Source organism: Deltaproteobacteria bacterium (assembly GCA_016223005.1).
Classification (GTDB): Bacteria; Desulfobacterota; GWC2-55-46; order UBA9637; family GWC2-42-11; genus JACRPW01.
The window spans coordinates 20,303-44,417 of the sequence record JACRPW010000041.1 but is presented as its reverse complement, the minus strand read 5'-3'; the positions used below and the strand labels follow the sequence as shown (position 1 = coordinate 44,417).

The following is a 24,115-nucleotide window of genomic DNA, read 5'->3' as shown; positions in this document are numbered from 1 at the left end:
CCCCTGTGTGGATGACTGTGCCAATTGGTGTTGTAATGGCAAGTCCGACACCGTCAACTATGGAATGACTAACTCTTATGAATTAAACCTTAAACTGACATATTGATACGGTCTGTCTTGGTTTTACACGGACAAACTGTGTAGATTTATCAAGATTAAATTCCTTAAGTTTTTCCTGAATGAAGCCGATAGTAAGGGTGGTAGCATATAGCGGAGCCTTGATTTCATTTAACACAAACGGCAGGGCGCCAATATGGTCTTCATGTCCATGGGTTATGACAAATGCCTTAACCTTTTCAATATTTTTTTTAAGATATGAAATATCAGGGATGACGATGTCAATACCCAGCATGTAGTCTTCAGGGAACATAAGCCCGCAGTCTATAACAATTATGGAATCTCTATACTCCATAACGAGCATATTTAAGCCTATTTCACCGAGGCCGCCGAGAGGGATGATGCGTAATCTATCTCCCATTTCACCTATTTGTAAATCTTGATGCTCGTAATCTGTGGGGGTATTGTCCATTGTAAACGATATAACACAGGATTGGGGGAATTTCAAATTTTTTAATATGCATGAGAGATTATTATAACCTATACCTATAGGAAAAGGAGAGAGAAGATGGAAGAAAAACAGGTCTTATTAGGAAAAAGGTTAAGACAATTCAGGAAATCCAAAAACCTTACCCAGCAGGAGTTTGCTAATATGATAGTAACCTCTCAGGGATTCTTATCCGAGATTGAGTCAAATAAAAAGATGCCGGGGGCAGAGATACTAATATCTCTTAAGAGGTGCTTTGATTTAGATATTAACTGGCTTCTCACAGGTAAGATTTACATACCTCAAAATGGGGATAAGAGGCTCGTTAATGAGGAAGATATCCCAAAAGAAGACATAAAGGAATGGCTTGATGATTTTTGGAATAATGCCTCAGACGAGGAAAGGGTATGGCTTAAAATAGAATTGCAACGAGTTTTCCCTGAATTTAAAAAGTGGTTATTAAACAGGCATCAGGTTGATACAAAAAAATAGTCAGAATTTTTCTTGACACAGTATTTTTCTCAACCTATTATTTTCTGGATTAAAAAGGAACATCGTCTATAGGTGTATTGTTATCCTGTGAAAAACCAACTTCCTCTATTGCCTGTCCTATTGCCTGTCCTTTTGCCTGTTCATTAGGAGGACTACCTAGCATCTGCATTGTATTTGCAATTATTTCTGTTGTCCATCTTTTATTGCCATCCTTATCCTCCCAACTTCTGGTTTGCAGCCTTCCCTCAATATATATCTGTTTACCCTTTACCAGATATTCGCCGCATATCTCTGCTGTCTTGCCAAATGTAACAATCCTGTGCCACTCGGTCCTTTCTTGCAAATTCCCATCTTTGCCTTTCCATCTTTCAGAAGTAGCAATTTTAAAGGTTGTAACTGCTGTGCCACCGGGTGAATATTTTACTTCCGGGTCAGCCCCAAGCCTTCCTATTAACATAACCTTATTAAGACCTGCCATGATGTCCTCCTCTTAAAAAAAAATGAGATTTTATATTACCACCGCAGCAACTAATGTCAAGGGTTAAAAAGACAACAGGGTTAAAAAGACCAAAATGTATTCCACAATCTACGACAGCAGGGCGGCAGGGTATTGCTTGCTATTGCAGTTCCTTTTTGTTATGATAATTTCTAAATTGTCTTGAACAAGGGGTCTATAGTGAAAAGATTTTTAAAGGTCTTTTTTTTAATAATGTCTCTCATCATAATCAGTGCTGCTGCTGTCTCATACGGTGTTTATTCATATTTTGCAAATGGTCTACCCTCATTAAAAACACTTGAAGAGTACAACCCGAATATCATAACAAAGGTTTACTCAGATGACGGACAGATTATAGGAGAGTTTTACACAGAAAGGAGGATCGTCATCCCCATTTCAAGTATGCCAAGGCATTTGATAAATGCATTTCTTGCTGCGGAGGATGCCCGCTTTTTTAAACATGAAGGCATTGACTATATGAGCATCATGCGGGCATTTTATAAGAATCTGTTTGCAGGAAAGATTGTGCAGGGTGGAAGCACAATAACCCAGCAGGTTGCAAAATCCTTTTTTCTTACCCCTGAAAGGAGCATATCAAGAAAGATAAGGGAGATGATCCTTGCCCACCGCATAGAAAGGAATCTTTCTAAAGAAGAGATTCTGCACCTGTATCTCAATCAGATATATCTGGGAAACGGCGCCTATGGTGTGCAGGCAGCATCTGAAACATATTTTGGAAAAGATGCAAAAGAAATAAATATTGCAGAGGCAGCCCTTCTGGCAGGTCTTCCAAAGGCGCCAAGCAGATATTCACCATATTATAATCCACAAACAGCAAAAGAGCGTCAGCATTATGTAATAAAAAGGATGGAAGAGGCGGGTTTTATAAAAAGGGAAGATGCTGAAAGGTCCATTAAATACGGCATCAAACTAAAACCAAAAGAGGTTAAAAGTTTGTGGGTTGGACATTATTTTACAGAGCATGTCCGCCGTTATGTAGAAGATAAATATGGCGAGGATTTACTCTACAGGGGTGGACTTAAGATATATACTACATTAAATGTAGAACTCCAAAAGGCAGCTAACCTTGCTGTTGCAAACGGATTAAAGGAATATGACAGAAGGCATGGCTACAGAGGACCATTAGGACATCTTTCCAGCAAAGATGAGATGACTAAATTTATTGAAGAGGTAGATGGAGAGATTATAAAAAAACCGCTTGAGACAAGCAAGATATACCGCTGTGTAGTAACAGCAGTAAATCCACAGACAAAGGTTGTAACAGTAATGCTTGGCAACAGAAAGGGAGAAATAAGATTTGATGATATACAGTGGGCAAAACTCTATAATCCTACAAATGACCCTGATGCAGGAAAACATCTTAAAGATATAAACCAGATTATCAAAAAAGGGGACATACTCCTTGTCAATATCAAAGAACTGCCAGAAAAAGAAAAAGGGACTATAATCCTTACCCTTGAGCAGGAACCGATTGCACAGGCATCCATTGTTGCGATTGAACCATCTACAGGTTATATCAGGGCATTAGTAGGCGGTTCAGACTTTTCCAAAACACAATTCAATAGAGTCATCCAATCCAGAAGACAGCCCGGCTCAGCATTTAAGCCAATCATATACGCAGGAGCAATTGACAAAGGATGGACACCTGCATCTGTGATAATGGACTCCCCTATCGTATTTGAAGAGACCATAAAGGGTGAAGAGGATTGGAGACCGCAGAACTTTGACCAGAAATTTTACGGGCCAATAACATTTAGGAGCGCCTTGACACATTCAAGAAATGTTGTATCAATCAAGATATTACAAGATATAGGGGTTGGCTATGCAATTGATTATGCCCGCAGACTGGGTATAATGTCGCCGCTTGCAAGGAATTTATCCATTGCCCTTGGTTCATCAGGTGTATCCTTAATGGAACTAACCAATGCCTTTGCTGTGTTTGCGAACCAGGGGAAAAGGGTTGAACCATTCTTTATTAAAAAGATAACTGATAAGGCAGGTAATATTATTGAGGAAAATACAACACTGACAGAGGATGTTATAAGTACTGAAACTGCATTTATAATGACCAATCTCCTGCAAGCCGTTATACAGGAAGGCACAGGACAGAGGGCAAAGGCACTGGGAAGACCTGCGGCAGGAAAGACAGGCACAACAAATAATCTAAATGATGCATGGTTTATAGGATATACACCTGACCTTGCTGCAGGTGCATGGATAGGTTATGATGATGAAAGACCTCTTGGTCATGCTGAAACAGGTGCCAGGGCCGCACTTCCTATATGGCTTTATTTTATGCAGAAGGCAGTGGAAAGGACACCTGTAAAAAACTTTGCCATACCAGAAGGGATTGTATTTGCAAAGATAGATGCCATGACAGGAAAACTTGCCTCCCAATCCCCTGATAGAACCATTCAGGGGCAGGCTTCAGACAAAATCATCTTTGAGGCATTTAAACAAGGGACAGCACCAACAGAGTTTGCAGTAGAAAATACATCAGTTACCTCTCGCTCTTCAAGATTTTTTGAGGAAGACAGCGGCAGCGGAGGTGGTAAATTGCAAAGGTTTACAGATTATGATTCGGAAACACCTGAAAGGCAGTAAGATATGCCGCAACTAATTGATTCATACAACCGTTCTATAGACTATCTGAGGATATCTATTACAGACCGCTGTAACCTAAGATGTGTTTACTGCATGCCTTCTGACGGCATTCAACTTGCACACCATGAAAGCATCTTAAGGTATGAGGAACTCTTGAGGATAATAAAGATATGCGTGTCACATGGTGTAACAAGGATAAGGCTTACAGGCGGTGAACCACTTGTTAGAAAAGGGGTTGTTGATTTTATAAAGAATATATCTGATATTGGGGTTGAGGATTTAAGTCTTACAACAAACGGTGTTTTGTTGAAAGAATATGCAATGGCGCTAAAAAACGCAGGACTCGGCAGGGTTAATGTTAGTCTGGATTCATTAAAAATGGAGAGGTTTAAAAGTATCACACGGGCTGATAATCTGGAAGAGGTCTTGCTAGGATTAGAGGAATCTTTTAGGGTTGGTTTAAATCCGATAAAGGTAAATATGGTTGTTATAAAAGGGTTTAATGAAGATGAGATAATGGATTTTGCAATGCTGACAAAAAAGATGCCATATCATATAAGGTATATTGAATATATGCCTTTTGAGGTAGAGGCAGGCTGGCAGAGGGATAAGTGTATGACGACAATGGAAATAAAAGATATTATAGAAAGATATCAAAAACTGATACCTCTTGAAACTCCTGAAAAAAGGACAGGTCCTGCAAGAAGGTATAGGTTTTCAGACGGAATCGGAGAAATAGGTTTTATAAGCCCTGTATCAGACCATTTCTGCGGTTCATGCAATAGGCTTCGCCTTACAGCAGACGGTAAACTGCGGACATGCCTGTTTTCTGATGACGAGACAGATGTTAAGGATGTCATTAGAAGAGGTGCGGCAGACAAAGAAATAGAAGACATCCTGTTCCATGCAGTCAAAAAAAAGCCTGAAAGACATTATATAAACGACAATATATTTAAAAAATGCTCCAGAACAATGTCGCTTATAGGTGGATAATATCCATAAACCAGCAAAAACCTTCTGATGCGGAATAGATAGTTGGATGTATAAAACAAACAACAGAAGATTCAATATACTCTACTTTTCCAGTTTCGGAGGGATGAAAGGAGGCGGGCAGCGAAGCCTCTATTATCTTGTTGCCGGATTAAATAAAAATATCTTTAATCCAATTGTTGTATGCCCTGACGAAGGGGAGTTGGTTGACAGTCTTAAAGAGATTGGCATAGAAACAATGGTAATTCCTTCCAAACGATTCAGACACTTGAGCATTGTATTTATAATCAAACTATTAAGGCTGTTTAAAGAGAAAAATATTGCCATTGTCCATACAGATGCTGTTGCAGATACATTTTATGCAGGCATTGCAGCCTTATTTTATCGCATCCCTTTAATATGGCATATACGGGTAAGCAGCAGCATGTTCATGGATAGATTCCTATCCCTCTTATCTACAAGGTTTATCCTTGTTGCAAAGGCACTTGAAAACAGATTTTATTGGCTAAAATCCACAAACAAACTTGTAACAATCCATAACGGCATTAGTGTGGAAGAGTTTGATAGATTTCCCATAACAAACATAAGGGATGAATTCAAGATAGATACAGGTTCAATAGTTATAGGATGTATTGGAAGGATAGAGGAGATGAAAGGACAGGAATATCTGATAAAGGCAATGTCCAAAGTAGTAGAAGCAAGAAGAGATATAAGGGTATTGCTAGTAGGAGAGGCGGATAAGAAATATAAAGAATATATAATGGATTTGATAGAGACTTATAGGTTGAACAATTATTTCTCCTTTACCGGCTATAGAAAAGATACCCTTGGAATATTAAATGGGGTTGATATATTGGTATCATCATCATCATTCGCAGAAGGACTCTCAAGGGTCATCCTTGAGGCAATGGCAGCAGGTAAGCCTGTTATAGCCACAGATGTTGGAGGTGCCAGAGAAACAATTACAGATGGCATCAATGGTCTTGTCGTGCCACCTAAAGATGAAAAAGCACTGTCATCAGCAATCTTGAATATCTTAAATAATTCTGAAAAAAGACAGGAAATTGGCATTGCAGGAAGACATATTGTAGAAAGAGATTTCTCTATCAGAAACAATATAGAAAAGACAGAGAGGTTATATCTGGAGATATTGAATGCAAATTAGAGAGATCCTGAAAAAGATTTACAAAAAAGAAACATTAAAAACAATTTATTTAAATGCAAGGTTTCTACTCTTAAAACCTCTTTCTATCCTGATACCAAAAAAAAGACTTAATATTATAGACATAAGAAATATCCTTTTTCTAAGACATGACAGGGTTGGAGACATGGTCTTGTCGCTTCCTGCTATCAGATTATTAAAAAAGGCATTCCCCTATACATCCCTTACAGTCCTTGCCTCTGTTACAAACAAAGACATCTTACTTAACAACCCTTATGTAGACAGGGTAATGATATACCATGATTTTGCATCCTATATCAGAGAGATGCGGCATGAAAGGTTTGACCTTGCAATAGACCCATTCATGACATACGAGTTAAAACCAGCGCTCATGACCATTTTATCAGGCGCAAAATACAGGATAGGCATTGAATGGGCAGGAAGACAGATACTTTTTCCCATGGACTGTCCTGAATATAGTCCTGAAAAATCATTCACAGAAATGATGATGGAATTATTATTAAAGATGGGTATTAAACCAGATAATTTTAATAACCCTTTAATACTGCTCACACCTGATGAAAAAAAAGAGGCAAGTTCTTTCTTGCAATCAATTCACAGTAACAAGAGATTGGTTGCCATCCATCCGGGTGCATATTACCCATCCCAGAGATGGCATCTGGATAGGTTTATAGATGTTGCAAGGGATATATCCAAAAACGGTTGGACTTGCCTTTTCTTTATCCATGGTAAAGAATTTCCACAGTTCGATGATTCGGTTTTTAAGGACGAGCATAATATACATATTATCAAACAAATCCCTTTGAGAAAGTTTATATCTATCCTGAGTCTATGTGAATTATTGGTATGCAATAACTCGGGACCGCTTCATATAGCAGCGGAATTAAAAATTAAGACCGTGTCTGTGATGGGGCCAACTGTTCCTGCTGTATGGTGGCCAAAGGGTAAAGGGCATATTGTAATTCGCAAGGATTACCCATGCAGCCCATGCAATAAGGCAATATGCGAAGACCATAAGTGCATGAATGACATAAGTGTGGAAGAGGTTTTGGAAAAGGTCTATCAGTTTTTGGCGGGCAAAACCCTTCCTACAAACTATAGTGAAGGTAATAAATAACTTGACATTTTTTCTGTCATTCCCGCAATCTTTAATCGGGAATCCAGAAGCCTTTGATTTTAAAGAACACTGGATTCCGTCCTCCGACTTGTTCGGGGGAACAAGTCGGGGAATGACTAACTTGTGAGTTTTTCAAAGGTCTCAATCTATGAAGAATTTAAGCATTATCCCTACAAAAAATATAAGCAGAATACTTCACAAGGCAATAAAATCCCCGGGATTTGCAATCCACTCATTTTATAGAAGACTTTTGTCGTATCTCACCTATAGATTCGGCAATGGCTACAGTGCCCCTCCAGAAACCATATCATTCTTTTTAAGTTACAGATGCAATCTTAAATGCAGCATGTGCGGTCAGTGGGGAGAGCATGGTATTTATAAGGACTATGCACAAGATAAGTTAAAACAGGGTCTGGCTTTAGGCGCAATAAAAAAACTAATGCAAGAATTCAGTTCATTCAAACCAACGATAACACTCTTTGGAGGTGAGCCTACATTATATAAGGATTGGGTTTCTGTAGTTCAGATTGCAAAAGAGAATGGTCTCAGATGCAACATTGTTACCAATGCAGTTTTATTGGCACGATATGCAGGAGAAATGGTAAAATTAGGACTTGATGAAATCATATTCTCACTTGATGGTCCAAGAGATATCCATGACAAGATTAGAGGTGTAAAGGGAACTTTTGACAGGGCAATGGAAGGTTTTAAACTTTTAAAACAGTTCAAGAAAGAACAGCGCAAGAAAAAACCCCTTGTAACAATCAATGCCACAGTAAATGGAGATAACTATAATCGCCTTTCTGAACTTATAGAGATTGCAGATGAAATCGGGGCATATCATTTAAATATCCACCATCTATTATTCTTAAATAAAGATATATGCGACAGACATAATACATTTTTTAAGGGGACATTTGGTGTCTCATCACCTGACTGGTATGGTTTTGTATGGGCTCAACTTCCTCAAATAAATCCAGATATATTACTGCAGGAATTTAAAAAAATAAGAGATATACAGAGCAGTGCAGCAGTAAATTTCTATCCTAATTTCACAGATGATGAGATTAAAAAATATTACACAGGCTGGGAATTTGAATCAGAAAGTTATTCAAATAGATGCTTAAGTCCATGGATGGTTGCATACATATTTCCTGATGGTTCTGTAGTGCCGTATCATACCATGAATTACCCAATGGGTAATGTAAATGAGAGTTCCTTTAACGAGATATGGAATAATGCAAGATACAGAAGATTCAGGCAGGTGCTTAGAAAAATAAAAAGATTCCATGTGTGCAGCAAAGGCTGTACAGAACTCTATAGGTATTGAGGTATTTTATTGGGCAAAAAGATTATACATATAATCACAAGGCTGGATAAAGGCGGTTCATCAGATATAGTTCTCAAGTTATCAGAGGAGATGAAAAAAAGGGGTTATGATGTCGGTATTCTGAGCGGTTTTACAAAAGACCCTGTTACTGATATTGAAGGGTTTATTAAAAGGACAGGCATAGAAATAAAAACACTTCCTTATCTTCGCCGTGATATTAGTCCTTTTAATGACATTAAGGCACTTTTGTATATAACCCGATATTTATTAAAAGAAAAACCTTTCATAGTCCACACCCATACATCAAAGGCAGGTTTTATCGGAAGGATTGCAGCAAAACTTGCAGGGGCAAAATGTATTGTTTATTGCTGTTACCACCCTCAGTGAAAAAGAGAAAGAGGAATTTTTAAGTCTTAAGATAGCAAAAAAGGGGAAGATTCTCCCTGTTCCAAATGGTCTGGACCTATCTATATTTTCAAAGGCAAAAAATGGGGTCTTAAGGAGCGAATTGGGTATTGAGGAAGACACAACTATTATCGGATGGATCGGCAGGTTTGAGCATGTTAAAGGACCTGATATATTCCTTTCAGTATGCAAAAAACTGTTCAAAACCGTTGACAATACCACAGCGGTCATGATAGGTGATGGTAGTCTTTTTAATGATATAAAAAAAAAGATAGCAGACTTCGGACTTGAAAAGTCTTTACTGCTTTTAGGTTATAGAAATGATGTAGTCCATATTTTAAAAGATATTGATATATTTGTTCTGACCTCTTTAAACGAAGGGCAAGGCATGGTAATTCTGGAGGCAATGGCTGCAGGAAAGCCTGTTATTGCCACAAATGTAGGCGGGGTAGCAGAGATTGTGGAGCATGGTGTAACAGGGTATCTGGTTAACAGCGAAGATGTTGATGGGATGACTGAGCATATCAGGTATCTTATAACTAACAAAGAAAAGAGGAAAATATTAGGCACAAACGGATACAATAGGGTAAAAGGATATTCATTCAGAGAAATGGTAAATAGATTTGAGTCTCTATATATTTCTATACTATGCAGAAAAAACCAAAATATCATATAAAATAGGAGGGTATTCATTTGAGAAAGATTGAAAAGGTTTTGGCGCTAGGATCCCATCCTGATGATATAGAGATAGGATGCGGCGGAACCATAGCAAAATGGGCTGACAATAAGGTAAAGGTCTATTTTATGATAATGACCGTCGGTGAATCAGGCGGAAAACCTGATGAGAGAAAGGCTGAACAGGAAGACGCTGCAAAAAGACTGGGGGTTAAAAGGGTTTATTGGGGTGATTATTTAGATACACAACTGCCTATTAATAATCTCCTTATATCTGATATTGAGAGTGTAGTGGGAGAGGTTAAACCTGATTTGGTTTTTGTGCATCATTATAATGATACACATCAGGACCACAGGGCATTATCCATGTCTGCAATCACAGCAACCAGATATACAAAAAATGTGCTGTTCTATGAGGGCCCAAGCACCTATGATTTTAGTCCAACCATTTTTGTAGATATCTCGGATTATATTGACAGGAAATTTGAGGCGCTATTCTCACATACTTCACAGATAAATAAGACAAATATAGAGGGATTAAATATTACACAAATCACTGATGCAAATGCTATATTCAGAGGGGTGGAAGGAAGGGTCAAATATGCAGAGGCATATATACCATTCAGGGTCTTTATATAATACCGCGAGAATTGCGAGAAAGGAAGTAACGCGAGAATCGCGAGAAGCCTTTTACGCATTTCCCGCGATTCTCGCGTCTTAATCACATCATGACCATTTTGCCATTATTCGCTTTCTTGATATCCTTTCTCATAATACCAATTATCATAAAACTTGCCTTTAGATTTAACATCCTTGATATCCCTGCTGAAAGAAAGGTGCATGACAAACCTACTCCAAAATTAGGTGGAATAGCAGTTTTTATCGGGTTTATTACGGTAGTCTTGATATCAGGCATACCGTTATCCCGAGGGATGATCGCTATTATAATTGCATCCTCTCTTATGTTCATATGCGGGGTGGCAGATGATGTCTTTCATCTGCGGGAGAGAACAAGATTAGCATATCAGATCATTAGTGTAATCATATTAATGCTGTCAGGTGTATATGTAAAGATACTGCCATTAGACTATGTTTTAGGACCGGCAGTTAATTTTGTTTTAACCTTTTTCTGGATAGTAGGCATAGTAAACGCCTTCAATTTTCTTGATGGAATAAATGGAGAGGCATCAGGGATTGGAATCATTATAGGTATTACACTTGCCATATTTGCCTTTAGCAGTAATAATATTACACTAGGAGTGGTTATAATCATAGTAATCGGGGCAATATGCGGTTTTATACCATTCAATTTGAGATATAAGGCGCGCATCTTTCTTGGAGACAGCGGGAGCACATTTTTAGGGTTCTTTTTGTCTAGCTCAAGTATATACATTGAATGGGGAGAAATGCCCAGTATTACAAACCTCATTATGCCTGTTATAATCTTTTCTATCTGCATATACGATATGACATTAACTACTGTCACAAGAATCTATACAGGCAAGGTCAAAAATTTTGATGAATGGTTATCGTGGACAGGTAAAGACCATATCCACCACAGACTATCAGAAATATTTGGAGGAGATAGATTAACAGCAGTGCTCTTTATTTATATCATTACCGCAAATAGCACAATTTTCCCATCGTTATTTGCTATCTATAAAGGCACTTCCGACTGGTTTGTTGCAGCAGCACTTCTTCAGACAATATTGGTTTATGCTATAGTTACTTTGTTACTCTGGAGGATAAGATAATATCATCCTCATTATTGATTCTCTAAAATGTAACTCATGGAATAGATTGCATACCGTTTTTATATTTTTGGGATATAGTTTCCATCAACAACCACCAAAGTATAAAAACTCCTACTATTTTTCCGCCAGTTAAAATAGCAGGAAGTCCAACATGAAAAGCAGAAAAATTGATTAACGAATATTTCACTGACACAAGACAAAACGCTGCAGTTAATAAGATAATACTTCTGATGTTTCCTACACTCAACTTGTCAAGTGCAACAACAAACGGGATAAAGAGCGGCACCAGATGATGTTCTGAAGTTTTTGGAGAAACAATGACTACCAGAGATATTACCACAGCATATTCTAAAAGAAACTCGTTACTATTCTTTATTCTAGGAATCTGCCTGAAAGTAAGAATAACCAACATTAAACTGACAGATATATACATTATAGATGCAAGTTTCATTTGTTCTGGCAATATTCCAAAAAAGATCCTATTAATAACCGCTTTTAAAGAAAATTCCATTACATCTCCTGTCTGAATATGAGACCAGTAAAATAGACTTTGCCAGTAAGACGCTTCTATATCAAAACCATATAAAAGAACGCCTATAAGACGAAACGCTATATAACTTATTATCGTAGATATAACTACTGTATATGACCTTTTCCACAAGAAAAATAACAATATCAAACCCCATTGAGGCTTTAAAAGTAAGACAAATGCTAAAGCAGGACCGCAAAGATATTCCATCTTTCCATTATACAGGCAGGCTACCAGAAGGAATAGAAATAAAAAAATAACACCTACCTGCCCAATTCCCATATTTTCTAATAACGGTTGACTTGCAAACATCACAATAATGGACGCCAAAATCAAGCAACTATCTCTGTATCTATGCATGAATATCCAGAGCACCATGGCAGCAATAACCAATAAATTGTTTATTAGCAACCATACCAAATTGGCAGTTGTAAACTTAAATTTTGCAAGAAACGATATGAGATAAAAAAATATTGGTGAGTATACTGCTCCAAAACAGATATGGACAGGAATTTCTGAACCTTCCGCTAATAGCCTTAATTGCGTATGTTCTTCTGCAAGATTTTTATCTCTTGTAAGAAGATATACATCCTTACCATCGTTCAGCAGATTTGCATAAAAATAATAACTGGCAAAATCGCAAAAGTTCCTTTCCACCAAAACCATCTTTGTAATTGAATGAAAATATGTTAAGACCAAAAATGATGAGGCAATTATCAGCAGGACAATAAATTTCCTTTTTTCAATCATTTTGACATTCCCCCTCTGTAAAATCAACCCGCACTATCGGCTACAGTTAATGGTTTTAAGAATAGAGTCGTTTTGTCGACTAAAGGCAACTTAGTCTAACCGTAGTTAGCGCCGTATTCAGACGGTGGTGGTTCATTTGACACATTTCTTGTAGTCTCCCATGGAAAAATATTTTTCAAGCCATACATAAAGGCATATAAATAAGTAGCGGCTGCCCATTTCCTTTATCTTTAATTTGGCAACACCAGTCCTGCGGTTTCGCCATGTAATAGGAATGACCGACCATGTGTATCCACGAACAATTGCCTTAAGCGGTAATTCTACAGTCAGATTAAAATGCGGAGAGATCAGCGGCTTACATCCATCAATTACTTCGCTCCGATATGCCTTAAATGCATTGGTAGTGTCATTCAGACGGATTCGGAACAAGAGTTTGATAAAGGTATTTGCTAAACGGTTGAGTACCTTTTTGACCAGAGGATAATCAATAGTACCTCCACCTTTTATAAACCGGCTGCCAAAAACACAATCCACCCCTTTATTCAATTCATTCCAGTAACGAACCACATCCCGACAATCATCAGATTCGTCCGCCATCATAATAACTACAGCGTCTCCGGTCATATTGTCAAGTCCGCGAATAATTGCACGGCCGAAACCATGCAGCCCATCATTTTTAACTGGCATTAACTGTGGAATATGTTCTTTAAGTTCTGTTACTAGTTTCCATGTTTGGTCAGCGCTGCCGTCATCAACCATTACGATCTCATGCGGGATGTTATGAAGCCGTAGTTCTAGGTTCAAGTGTTCTACAGTTGAGCAAATACACCCTTCTTCATTCTTTGCTGGTATTACAACGGAAAGCAATTTAAGTGGTTTAGATTCCTGTTCTGTTTTCATAATGCTCCGGAGATTTGTAACCAATCAGGATTCCTTTCTGCATGTTCAGATACTTCTATTAATATTTGTTGCAGTGGGGTCTGTGGCTGCCAATCCCAAACTTGTTTTGCCAAAGAGTAGTCCATAACCATCCATGGAATGTCAAATTGGCGGGGATGAGGATCGCTTAATATCTCATGCCAGCCGAATCTATCAGCGCACCATTCACTAATCTCTGCAAGTGACATGGCATTGATAATCCCGCCTCCAATATTAACTATCTGAGGAATATCCTGTGAAGATATGCTAGACATCTGATTCAGGAGCAAGGGTGTTAAGTCGCGAGGATGCAAGGCGTCCCGAACTTGGCACCCATTCCCTTCAAAACCTATATATTTTAGCGGATTTCTCCGAAGATATGCATTTATCCAGAATGCAAATATTCCCTGGTCTGCTTTTCCAAATTGACCAGCTCCAGCCAGAACTCCGCACCGGTTTATCCAAACTGGAAAATTAAACATTTTTCCATATTCAAGTGCAAGTATTTCTGATGCAAACTTAGTGCTGCCATAAAGAGAAAGAGGCGGGATTGTGCTAAATTGCTCATTAACTCCTAAAGGTGTCAAACCTTGAGGTAAAACGGCATTTTCTTTTAAACGGTAGGCATTACCACTTACTTCAACATCTATCTCTGACAATGGCTTAATGGAATAAACCCGGCTGGTGCTAATAAGTATAAACCCTGCTTGATGCCTTTTGCAATACTCAAGTATGTTTACAGTTCCACAGAGGTTGTGTTCTATAAGTTGACGACTGCTCGTTTTACCATCCACTCCAGCCAGCACACTCGGGTTGGCAGCGGCATCAATCAACCAGTCTACATCAGGCAATGTGTCAAAATCTGATTGAATTCGGATGTCGCCATGAAAGAGTTTAATACCCAATTTCAGAAGTTCGCCCCTGTTTAACTCACTACCTTGACGAATAAGATTGTCCAGTCCATAAATGGTTAGTCCAGATTTGGCATTTAATAAATATCTTGCCAATGCACTACCAACGAACCCGCATATCCCTGTAATCAACAACTTCATAAAATAATAAACTCCTAATTTCGTGCCACACTGTGCTTATAGCATCTCCTATGGGTTACAATCCTTCAATAGTCGCTGTTGCCACGCTTCCACAATCTCACCAATCGTCTGTTCAAGTGATTTTGTAATATCCCATTTCGGATAATGCGATTTCATTTTTCTTAAGTCACTATAATAACAGATATGGTCTCCGATACGATTTTGCTCTGTATAAGTATAAACCTGTTTCTTTCCTGTTAATGATTCCGCAATTTTAAATGCCTCCATGATAGAGCAAGAGTTTTCCTTTCCTCCGCCGAGATTATAAACTTCACCGCAACGAGGGTTTTTATAAAACTCAAACATGAAACGTGCCACATCCTCAGAATGAATATTATCTCTTACCTGTTTTCCTTTATATCCATAAATTTTGTATTCAATGCCTTCAAGGTTGCATTTCACCAGATAACTTAAAAAACCATGAAGTTCTACACCAGAATGATTGGGCCCGGTTAAACAACCGCCGCGCAGGCAGCAGGTTGGCATATTAAAATAACGTCCATATTCCTGTACCATAATATCTGCAGCCACTTTAGAAGCACCAAACAGGGAATGTTTTGATTGGTCAATAGAAAAAGTTTCAGGAATTCCATATCCATATTGTGGTTCATTATAATCCCACCGTGTTTCCATTTCCTTTAATTTGATTGAATTCGGTAAATCGCCATAAACTTTATTTGTGGACATATGGATAAATGGCGACTCTGGGCAAAATCTACGTACTGCTTCCAATAAATTCAAGGTTCCCACTGCATTAGTATCAAAATCATCAAAGGGGATATCTGCTGCTCGGTCGTGAGAAGGTTGAGAAGCCGAATGGATAGTACAGACAGGACAAATTTTTTTTATTAAGTTAAGTATACCTTGCCGGTCACGAATATCAATCTCATGATGATAAAAACCAGATATAGATTTCTGAAGACGCTGCTGGTTCCAGCGGGTATCCCCCTGCGGACCAAAGAAGACTGCACGTTGGTTATTATCAATACCATGCACTTCAAAGCCACATTTACTAAAAAAGAGCACAACTTCAGAACCGATCAACCCAGATGAACCTGTAACTACAATACTTTTCATATCATCTCCTCTGAATATAAAAAAGTTTCATGTATTTAATTACCTCATCAACTTCAGCCAATGACAATAATGGATATATAGGCAGAGATACAGTATTATTCCATACCTTCTCAGAAATTGGACAGTCTCCTTTGTTACCTAATAATATATGAAGCGGCTTAAAAATAGGTTTAACTGCACTAATCCCATTTTCATGCAGATATTTTATCAGACTATCTGCCCTTTCAGAACAGAGGACATACCTAAACCAGATACATTCTATATTAGATGCTATAACAGGCAGTCTTACGGGCAAATCTTTAAACCCTTCATTATATCTTTCGGCTATGACTCTTCTTCTATATATAAAATCCTGTAGTTTCTTAAGTTGCTCAATACCCATTGCTGCCTGAATGTCTGTCATCTTATAATTATATCTTACCATGTAATCATCTTTGTTATCATAATCCCGCAAGTCATAAATCCTTTCCATCAGTTCCAATTAATTGCTTGCCACCATGCCGCCCTCACCCGTTGTCATAATCTTTGTAGCATAAAACGAGAAGGTGCTGACATCACCCATTGTGCCAACATAATGCCCGCTAATCTTTGCACCAATTGATTGGGCACAGTCTTCTATAATAGGTATACCTATATCTTTAAACCCATGAATTTCATTGCATGGGGTCCCAAACATGTGGGGGATAATAATCGCCTTTGTCTTTTTTGTAATCCTTTTTTTTGTATCCCCAGGACTTAAGTTAAAGTCCTCTTCATTAATATCTGCAATCACAGGCACAGCACCAATATAATTAACCGCATTTAGTAGGGCAGTGCATACAAAACTTGGAATCACAACCTCATCCCCTGTTTTTACACCAACAGCAATAAGCGCTAAATGCAAGGCTGAAGTTCCTGAATTGACTGCTACGGCTTTTTTAAGACCAAAAAACTCCTCAAAGTGTCTTTCAAACTCTTTAACTTGTAGACCCTGAGAAATTTGACCTAAAGAAAGAACATCTGAAACTGCGGATAATTCTTCTTTTTCAATGGTGGGTTTTGAATGCGGTATCATTTATATTCTTCTATATCTCTATTCAATACTCTCACCATATCAAAATTATTCCCTAAGTTAAAGATAAAGTCAATTGACGACATATAAGGTTCAAATTTTCCATAAATCTGCTCATATTCAGGATGAGCGAAATGCTGAAAACTTAGTTTAATACCAGCATCTATAAATCTACTACATTCCATATATCCTTTACCGCCTGCACCAGCCAAATAAGTATCTGCATTAAAATATCTGCAAATATCTATTAATCTCTGGGTTGGATCATTACTTAAATCTGGAATAGAACTTGCCATTACTATCTCTGACTTTATAGAAAAGAATTTTTTTATAAGCATTATGGTCTCATAATTCAATGGGGACAACATGTCAAATTCTCTTTTATATAATCTCTCAAATTGCGGATAATATTCTTTGAAAAAATCGGCTCTTCCATAATTTGTTTGAAGGGTATATAAATGTTTTTTCTGCCAATCATGCTTATTATCAATCTTGACATCTATGATTTTATCACCAAAACTAAATCTAACTGGGACTGTCAACCACATCCAACCATCTGCAGTCCTTATCTTATTTCTATTCTGAAACTCGTTTTTTTTAAACTGGACATTGTCAAGCAGGACAAAGACATCAACCTTGTCCATCTTGTCAAGATATCCAAGCCAGGGCATAAACTGGGGCTGATGGATGGCAATCCTCATTTATGTATCTACTCTGCTTTCTGTAGCAGGATGCCATATTAAATATGGGTAGACATATTGCGAGGGTATAGGCATTTCTGCCTTTTTACTCACGGATGTAATATACCCATGGCTGACCAGAATGGCTAGAAACATCATGTATGGTTCAACAATTCTAACAATAAAAAAGGTAGTTGCACCAAGACCATGAACAAGCATACCTATAGTTCCACAAAACAGACCCAGAGAAAATCCTTTACTAAAAGGAATAGCAGTACTCTTATAAACTGAATACATATACCTTAAGATTACATAAAGAAAGTAGGAAAAGGTAAATACCCCTAATAAGCCTGTCTCAATTATGACACGGACATACTGCCCATCAATAAATCCTGCACCTGTAACTCCAACACCAAGAACAGGATTTCTAGAAAAATATCGCGGTATTTGTCTATATTTTCCTATTCGCTCTGATGTAGAAGGGTCAAACGTAGTTCCACCTACGGTTTCTGTAGATCTAAACCCCTCTTCAGATTTCCAGAATTCTGCCCTCTGTTTAATCTTTCCAGGCATAAGTGGAAGGGACATAACAACAAGGAGCATCAATGAGAATATAACAACCTTACGCTGTAACCCTTTAGTTATAATAAGAAATACCATTAAGGCAACCCATGCTGATGCCCACGATGTCCTTGACTGCGTATAAACAAGAGGAACAATAGCAGATGCTATTAACAAGATATATACCACCCTTTTTATTCTTTTTGTTTCATGGCTATAGAGTCCTGCAACAATAGAACCTAAGAGCACAAGATATCCGCCAAATGTGTTTGGCTCAGCCTCTCCTGCTTTACTACCTTCAAACGGCATAGATATTCTTTCTCCTAAAGGAATCTGCAAAGTCCCATATATTGTCATAATTGACAAAGTAATTAGTGATACTGCCAGAACTATGTTTATATCTCTTTGGCTGCGGATGTAATAAAAGAAGACGAAATAAAATAAAAAGAATTGAATTAACTTAAGAACAAAAAAGAAACCTCCAGTTGGTGAGACCGCCAGAATTGCGACACCTGCAGATGTTGAAAGAACCAGACTCATGGAATATAAAAACATGGACAGGATTATTACTGCATTGTAACGGAGTTTAGGCGGCGGGAACTGCCCCATCAGAACAAATTCAAAGAGAATCCTTATCAGCAATACTGCTATCAGAAAATCTTCTATTCTTACAGTTATTTCTCTTGCAGCAGTTGCTCCAACAACTATCTCGGGTGAAAGAGAAAATGCAACAGGAAGCAGATAGATTGCAAAAATAGGATAGGCAATTGTAATTACCAAAATGAAGATGCCTACAACAATACCTGCGTAACTGAATACCGATACTTCCATATTTCACAATACTTACAACTTATAACTCTATCTTTTTAGTTTTATTAACTACCAATCCTATTAATTTTACCCTCATATTTTCAAGTTGAGACCTCATTTTCAATAATGCCCTTCTTGACAGCCTTTCAAATTCCGTTAATACTATTGCAGCATCTACCTTGCTGATAAGCATAGATGCTTCGGAATCGGTTAAGATGGGTGATGTGTCTATGATAACAAAGTCAAAAAAGTTTTTTAATGCCTCTATTGTCTTATCCATCCTTTCAGAATTTATAAAGGTAGATGGATTTTCTATTCTTTCCCCATTTGTAAGTATATAAAGATTGTCAAGTCCAAGAGGAGATAAAAGATGCTGAGGTTTTATTTCACCCAACATCAGATCTGTTATCCGCATTACTGCTGTATCCCACTCGTAATTACCCATGAGGACATCTGTAAATCCAGGCTGCCTTTTTATACCAAACAATTTATGGACACCTGGACTTTTAAAATTGGCATCAATCAGCACCACAGAACTGCCGGTCTGACTGATTGAAATAGCAAGATTTGCAGCATATGCAGTTGCCCCCTCCCCCTGAATACCATGAAGAATAGCAACCACCTTTATATCCTTTTCCTTTGAAATCATTAAGATATTTGGAACTACTGTCTTGTACTGTTCAGAGATTGCTGAATCAGATATAAAATGTGCAGGCAACGACATGTATCTCATTATATCCTGTTCAGAGGTGTCAGGGTATCTTGTGCCAACAAGATTAAATATATTAGATGTATGCCAATCAGAAATGACAGAGAGTATTGGAATGCCTAAGAGTTCTGCAAGACTTGCTGTCTGATGAGGAATTGTGTCAAATGCCTCATGGATAAAGCCGCCGACAAATCCAAAAACTATCGCAAGGAACGAACTTATAATAATATTACCTATAAATGTCACACGATTAACAGGGATAGATGGTTCTACTGCATACTTGGCTACTGTAACCTCCTCGGACACCTCTGTCTTCTTTACAGCTGCATCCTGATGCAATGCAACTATCTTATTGTATAGTTCCTCGTTTACCGCAACATCCTTTTCTAATACACTATATTTTAATGCGACATCTGGTATAATTTTCATTCTTATTTGGAGGGCATTAGTATCATTTTCCAGTAGTTTGATTTCATCCGCTATCTGTTTCTCACGCATACTAATATCCTGCATCATCTGTTTTATCACTGCATTCTTCTGTTCCCTTATATATGCTATCTCCGGATGCCCCTCAGTATAATAAAGCAGTAGTTCATTTTCTCTTAATTTAAAACCATTTAATCTGGAATTTAACGTAGCAATAGATTCCCCCAAACCACCTGGTATAAAAGCCAGCTTACTTACCTCTTCTTCTAAATGCTTTCCGCTACTTAGTGCCTTTACTTTTTCCTGCAAAAAAACATGAATTATCCTTAATTCCTCCAGTTTCTTTTGTTTTACAGCATAGGCATCAATAATAAACTTCTGTTCATCCAAAACAGTTATAAATTCCAGTTTTTCTCTAAATAATTTTAGAGCCTCTCTGGACTTTTGTAATTTTAATTCAGACTCAGACAATTTTACTCCTACAAGATTCTCCAGTTCCAATATATTTTTGTTTCTTTCATAGAATACCATTTCTTTATAGGTTTCAGCGACAGTGTTAGCAATATTTTTTGCCATAAGCCTGTTTGTATGCCGCACCTTAATCAATAGGATATTCCCTCTTCCTTTCTCAACAGTTATCCTTTCTTCCATCTCTTTTATAATTCCAATATATTTTGGTGTGGCTAATGCCTTTTCTTTTTTTACATCCAAGGGAACCAACCCCACCTTCTTTGCCACAGAGTAAAGAATATCATAACCCTTTATCATTGCCTCTGCTGTTGCCATATAGTCACCCACCGTAACCCTGCCTAAAAGTAATTCCCCAAGTGTTGTAACCTTTTCAATCTTTATTGCAGTTTCCGCCTCATAAATGGATTCTGGCATAGAATATACGACAATACTAACTGAGAGCAGAATAAATACTACACTCGTTATTAGCACGGTCCTTTTTCTTCTCTTAAATATATCTACTGCATCTTTAATGGTATATTCTGCCATTCTATTTATACTTCCTTACCTACTTTCGCCCCATCTCTCACCTTCACCAAGTGGAGGGGCTGTAGGTGTAGTTGTTATTACAGTGGTAGGTGTAGGCGCTGCCTCTCTTATTAGAGGAAATCCGTCTATTCTAGGAACTGCAGTAGCTCCATACAAATCCATAGGAAAGCGTAATATTCCCAATATAGGTGTTATATTTCTTATAAAATTAGCAATATTCCCCACCGTATTTTTAGACACATAGACTATATCATTATTCTGAAGTGCAATGTTCTGTCTAAAATCTCCTCTCTCATAAATATCTTTAAGGTTTGACTTAATGGCTTCTGGCTTGGTCTCATCGCCTCTGATTATAACAACATCTTCTATCTTACCATAAAATGTGGGACCGCCTGCCCGAATAATAGACTCAAAAAGTGAAATACCTACATCGTATTGAAATAACCCTGGAGCTTTCACCTCACCAAAGACAAAAACCTTATTCTTAATCTCTGTCTTAGCAGGAATAAAGATTACATCTCCATCATCTACAAATACATCCTGTCTATAATCCGCCTTAAACAGGACATCAAATAAATTTAGAAAATATGTCTTTCCCCCCCTTGTCAATTGGACACGGGTGAGGTCAGCAATTGGCAAATGCCCACCTGCCCTTGATAAAAACTGTGTTATCCTTTCTCTGCCATACATAGTATATGTCCCCGGCCCTGTTGGTTGTCTGGGGAGGTCTCTTACTGCACCAAATATAGAAAGAGTATGTGCCACTTTCTCAGGAACTTCTACCTTTATAATAGGTTTCTTAACATATTCCTGCAAAAGTTTTATAAATTCCCCTTCCAACTCTGTCTGCGTAAATCCTACTGTATTGAAACCTATTACATATGAAAATGATATGGTTCCTTGTGGTGAGACAATAACTCTATAATGAGTTTCCTTTATCCCCTCCCACAAGGTAATCTCTAAAGTATCACCTATTCCAATCCTATACTCAGGGACATTCTTAATCATTTTAAATACCTTGTATTCTGTAACAGGTATAACATCCTTTGTCTCTGCAAACGGGTCTTTAGACACCAGTTCTTTTGTTTTGGGCGCGCTGATTTCTAATCCCTCAGTTGACACCTTCTTGTAAGGCGATATTTCCTTTTTATCTATTTCTTTATTATCCATGCCTTTTTTTTCTTTATCGGGAAGGTCATTTTTCATCCCTTCCTTTTCCATTAAGGCACTCTTGTAAATTATTGTAATATCCACCCTTCTATTCATCTGCATAGAATTCGGGTCATCGCCTTTATACTTAATGTTGCTGTCTCCAAAACCCCTGACTTCCATTCTATCTATGGGAATGCCAGCATTTATCAGGTACTCATTCACCTTCTTTACCCGTACCTCTGAAAGAACCTGATTATCCGGAAATTCCTTACTCATTATTCTCCTTGGGTCAGCATATCCCTCCAGTTTTACAATCGTCCCTGTGACCCTTTTCAAGAACTCCGCAACACTACTCAATATAACTTTAGATTCAGGCCTTATCTCCGCCTTTCCTGTATCAAAGAAAACAGCGGTATAAAATACAGGCACAGTAAGTTTCTCAACAATCTTTTCCCTTTCAACTATCTTTTCAACAGGTTTTTCAATAATCTCCTTTTCCTTAACTATCTCTTTCTTAATCTTTGCAGGTTCCCCAGGTGATCTAAACCAGACCTTTATACCCTCGCCATGGGTGGATGCAGCAAGGTCTGCCCTGCCATCAAGGTTAAAGTCTGCAATTGCTATGTCAAAATAAAATCCTTCAACAGGCAGACCTTCATTCTTTGCTATCCATTCTATGGTGCAATTGCAGCCACTGCTATCTTTTTTCTCCATATATTTTTTATCTATCCTATGTTGATACCACACAACCAATCCATGTCCATCATTTGATGAGGCAATTATATCCATGAGACCATCCTTGTTCAAATCCACTACCCTTGCCCTCCAGAAACTGCCTGTTTCTGCCAACTTTTCTTTTGTAGGGAAACCACCTTTCCCATCACCGTAATATATTGTCACACCTTCAAAATTAGAGGCACCTACAATATCAAGATTGCCGTCATTATTCACATCTGCAGTATCAATACCCCAGAATGAGCCTTTATCTACCATCTGTGCAGAGGACCATGTTCCATCTCCATTTCCCAGCCATGTCCTTATTGCACCATCAGCCTGCCCCCATCCGGCTCCCACTATATCAAGTTTTCCATCATTATTGATGTCACCAACAGCAACATCAAAATATATACCCTTACGGGTTGGTCCAGTTTCTGTAATAAAAGTTCCATCACCCACACCCAGCCATACCTGAATACCTCCAATACTTACATCTGAACTGTTTGCAGATATAACATCCAATTTCCCATCATTATTGATATCAACCAGTTTCATACCCTCATACAATTCTTTTTCACTAATCCTCTGCCCTTCTCTGAAAACACCGTTTTCGTTTATCCATACCCCTATCCCCTTTGTATCGCCGCGGCTGGATGATACAATATCTAGCCAACCGTCATTGTTTACATCACCAACTGTTAAGTAACGGACATCAGCCTTTATTTTAAACCTTTGAATCCTTTCCCAATAACCAAGCCCATCGCCATACCAGAGGAATATTGCACCAGGTTCATAACTTCCTCCAACAATATCAAGTTTACCATCGTTATTAAAATCAGCTATTGCCAATGCCCTAAAATGCCCTGACCGTTCTGGACCAAAATCCCTTGACCACACAGTTTCTGATTTTATCTGCTCCACCCCATGTCCAACCATGGATAATGGCTGAGGTCCGCTACATCCAGTCAGAAAAAGGATGCTTATAAAAACAGCTGTTGTAATATTGAATATTGCAAACATAGGGATACCCCCTC

Annotated in this window: 22 protein-coding genes and 1 pseudogene; 11 read left to right on the top strand and 12 right to left on the bottom strand. The window is 38.1% G+C overall.

The window, feature by feature from the left end:
* Positions 1 to 478: pseudogene (locus tag HZC45_04800) on the bottom strand (ribonuclease J).
* A 147-nt stretch (positions 479 to 625) separates the two neighbouring features.
* On the opposite strand from HZC45_04800, the gene HZC45_04795 reads away from it, so the two are divergent.
* Complete coding sequence (locus tag HZC45_04795) at positions 626 to 1,036, top strand: helix-turn-helix transcriptional regulator (protein MBI5682468.1); 411 nt, start codon at positions 626 to 628, stop codon at positions 1,034 to 1,036.
* Positions 1,037 to 1,085: 49 nt separating this feature from the next.
* On the opposite strand, the gene HZC45_04790 is transcribed toward HZC45_04795, so the two are convergent.
* Positions 1,086 to 1,514: a single-stranded DNA-binding protein gene (locus tag HZC45_04790; GenBank protein ID MBI5682467.1), complete on the bottom strand. Its 429-nt coding sequence runs from the start codon at positions 1,512 to 1,514 to the stop codon at positions 1,086 to 1,088.
* Positions 1,515 to 1,745: 231 nt separating this feature from the next.
* On the opposite strand from HZC45_04790, the gene HZC45_04785 reads away from it, so the two are divergent.
* The 9 genes from HZC45_04785 to HZC45_04745 all read left to right on the top strand — a co-directional run bounded on the left by HZC45_04785 (position 1,746) and on the right by HZC45_04745 (position 11,611).
* On the top strand, positions 1,746 to 4,157 hold the full coding sequence (locus HZC45_04785) for a PBP1A family penicillin-binding protein (protein ID MBI5682466.1): 2,412 nt from the start codon (positions 1,746 to 1,748) through the stop codon (positions 4,155 to 4,157).
* 3 nt (positions 4,158 to 4,160) lie between these two features.
* Positions 4,161 to 5,150 carry a GTP 3',8-cyclase MoaA gene (gene moaA, locus HZC45_04780; protein MBI5682465.1) on the top strand — a complete coding sequence of 330 codons (990 nt, stop codon included), beginning with the start codon at positions 4,161 to 4,163 and terminating at the stop codon, positions 5,148 to 5,150.
* A gap of 46 nt (positions 5,151 to 5,196) precedes the next feature.
* Complete coding sequence (locus HZC45_04775) at positions 5,197 to 6,312, top strand: glycosyltransferase family 4 protein (GenBank protein ID MBI5682464.1); 1,116 nt, start codon at positions 5,197 to 5,199, stop codon at positions 6,310 to 6,312.
* Positions 6,302 to 7,447, top strand: coding sequence for a glycosyltransferase family 9 protein (locus tag HZC45_04770; protein MBI5682463.1), 1,146 nt, complete (start codon positions 6,302 to 6,304; stop codon positions 7,445 to 7,447). The genes HZC45_04775 and HZC45_04770 overlap by 11 nt, the downstream gene beginning before the upstream one ends.
* 148 nt (positions 7,448 to 7,595) lie before the next feature.
* Positions 7,596 to 8,777, top strand: coding sequence for a radical SAM protein (locus HZC45_04765; GenBank protein ID MBI5682462.1), 1,182 nt, complete (start codon positions 7,596 to 7,598; stop codon positions 8,775 to 8,777).
* A gap of 9 nt (positions 8,778 to 8,786) precedes the next feature.
* Positions 8,787 to 9,164 carry a glycosyltransferase gene (locus HZC45_04760; protein MBI5682461.1) on the top strand — a complete coding sequence of 126 codons (378 nt, stop codon included), beginning with the start codon at positions 8,787 to 8,789 and terminating at the stop codon, positions 9,162 to 9,164.
* Positions 9,118 to 9,858 (top strand): glycosyltransferase family 4 protein, encoded by a 741-nt coding sequence (locus tag HZC45_04755; protein ID MBI5682460.1) that lies wholly within the window; start codon positions 9,118 to 9,120, stop codon positions 9,856 to 9,858. Before HZC45_04760 ends, HZC45_04755 begins: the two co-directional genes overlap by 47 nt.
* A 17-nt stretch (positions 9,859 to 9,875) precedes the next feature.
* Positions 9,876 to 10,496, top strand: coding sequence for a PIG-L family deacetylase (locus HZC45_04750; GenBank protein ID MBI5682459.1), 621 nt, complete (start codon positions 9,876 to 9,878; stop codon positions 10,494 to 10,496).
* A 98-nt stretch (positions 10,497 to 10,594) separates the two neighbouring features.
* Positions 10,595 to 11,611: an undecaprenyl/decaprenyl-phosphate alpha-N-acetylglucosaminyl 1-phosphate transferase gene (locus HZC45_04745; protein ID MBI5682458.1), complete on the top strand. Its 1,017-nt coding sequence runs from the start codon at positions 10,595 to 10,597 to the stop codon at positions 11,609 to 11,611.
* A 34-nt stretch (positions 11,612 to 11,645) separates the two neighbouring features.
* Here HZC45_04745 and HZC45_04740 read toward each other — a convergent pair whose 3' ends face one another.
* On the bottom strand, positions 11,646 to 12,890 hold the full coding sequence (locus HZC45_04740) for a DUF2029 domain-containing protein (GenBank protein ID MBI5682457.1): 1,245 nt from the start codon (positions 12,888 to 12,890) through the stop codon (positions 11,646 to 11,648).
* A 1-nt stretch (position 12,891) separates the two neighbouring features.
* Here HZC45_04740 and HZC45_04735 point away from each other — a divergent pair, with 1 nt between their 5' ends.
* On the top strand, positions 12,892 to 12,984 hold the full coding sequence (locus tag HZC45_04735; protein MBI5682456.1) for a hypothetical protein: 93 nt from the start codon (positions 12,892 to 12,894) through the stop codon (positions 12,982 to 12,984).
* A gap of 38 nt (positions 12,985 to 13,022) precedes the next feature.
* On the opposite strand, the gene HZC45_04730 is transcribed toward HZC45_04735, so the two are convergent.
* The 9 genes from HZC45_04730 to HZC45_04690 are packed head-to-tail and all read right to left on the bottom strand — an operon-like array spanning position 13,023 to position 24,101.
* A complete protein-coding gene (locus HZC45_04730; GenBank protein ID MBI5682455.1) occupies positions 13,023 to 13,790 on the bottom strand; it encodes a glycosyltransferase family 2 protein in 768 nt (255 codons plus the stop codon).
* Complete coding sequence (locus HZC45_04725) at positions 13,787 to 14,860, bottom strand: NAD-dependent epimerase/dehydratase family protein (protein ID MBI5682454.1); 1,074 nt, start codon at positions 14,858 to 14,860, stop codon at positions 13,787 to 13,789. The genes HZC45_04730 and HZC45_04725 overlap by 4 nt, the downstream gene beginning before the upstream one ends.
* Before the next feature lie 48 nt (positions 14,861 to 14,908).
* A complete protein-coding gene (locus HZC45_04720) occupies positions 14,909 to 15,976 on the bottom strand; it encodes an NAD-dependent epimerase/dehydratase family protein (protein ID MBI5682453.1) in 1,068 nt (355 codons plus the stop codon).
* A 1-nt stretch (position 15,977) separates the two neighbouring features.
* Positions 15,978 to 16,457, bottom strand: a complete 480-nt coding sequence (locus HZC45_04715; GenBank protein MBI5682452.1) for a DegT/DnrJ/EryC1/StrS family aminotransferase — start codon at positions 16,455 to 16,457, stop codon at positions 15,978 to 15,980.
* Positions 16,458 to 17,030 carry a DegT/DnrJ/EryC1/StrS aminotransferase family protein gene (locus HZC45_04710; GenBank protein ID MBI5682451.1) on the bottom strand — a complete coding sequence of 191 codons (573 nt, stop codon included), beginning with the start codon at positions 17,028 to 17,030 and terminating at the stop codon, positions 16,458 to 16,460.
* Entirely contained in the window at positions 17,027 to 17,671 is a 645-nt protein-coding gene (locus HZC45_04705) for a WbqC family protein (GenBank protein MBI5682450.1), read from the bottom strand. Before HZC45_04705 ends, HZC45_04710 begins: the two co-directional genes overlap by 4 nt.
* A gap of 57 nt (positions 17,672 to 17,728) precedes the next feature.
* Positions 17,729 to 19,099, bottom strand: coding sequence for an O-antigen ligase family protein (locus HZC45_04700; protein MBI5682449.1), 1,371 nt, complete (start codon positions 19,097 to 19,099; stop codon positions 17,729 to 17,731).
* 19 nt (positions 19,100 to 19,118) lie between these two features.
* A complete protein-coding gene (locus tag HZC45_04695; protein MBI5682448.1) occupies positions 19,119 to 21,212 on the bottom strand; it encodes a polysaccharide biosynthesis tyrosine autokinase in 2,094 nt (697 codons plus the stop codon).
* Positions 21,213 to 21,227: 15 nt separating this feature from the next.
* Entirely contained in the window at positions 21,228 to 24,101 is a 2,874-nt protein-coding gene (locus HZC45_04690) for a VCBS repeat-containing protein (GenBank protein MBI5682447.1), read from the bottom strand.
* Positions 24,102 to 24,115 lie beyond the last annotated feature (14 nt).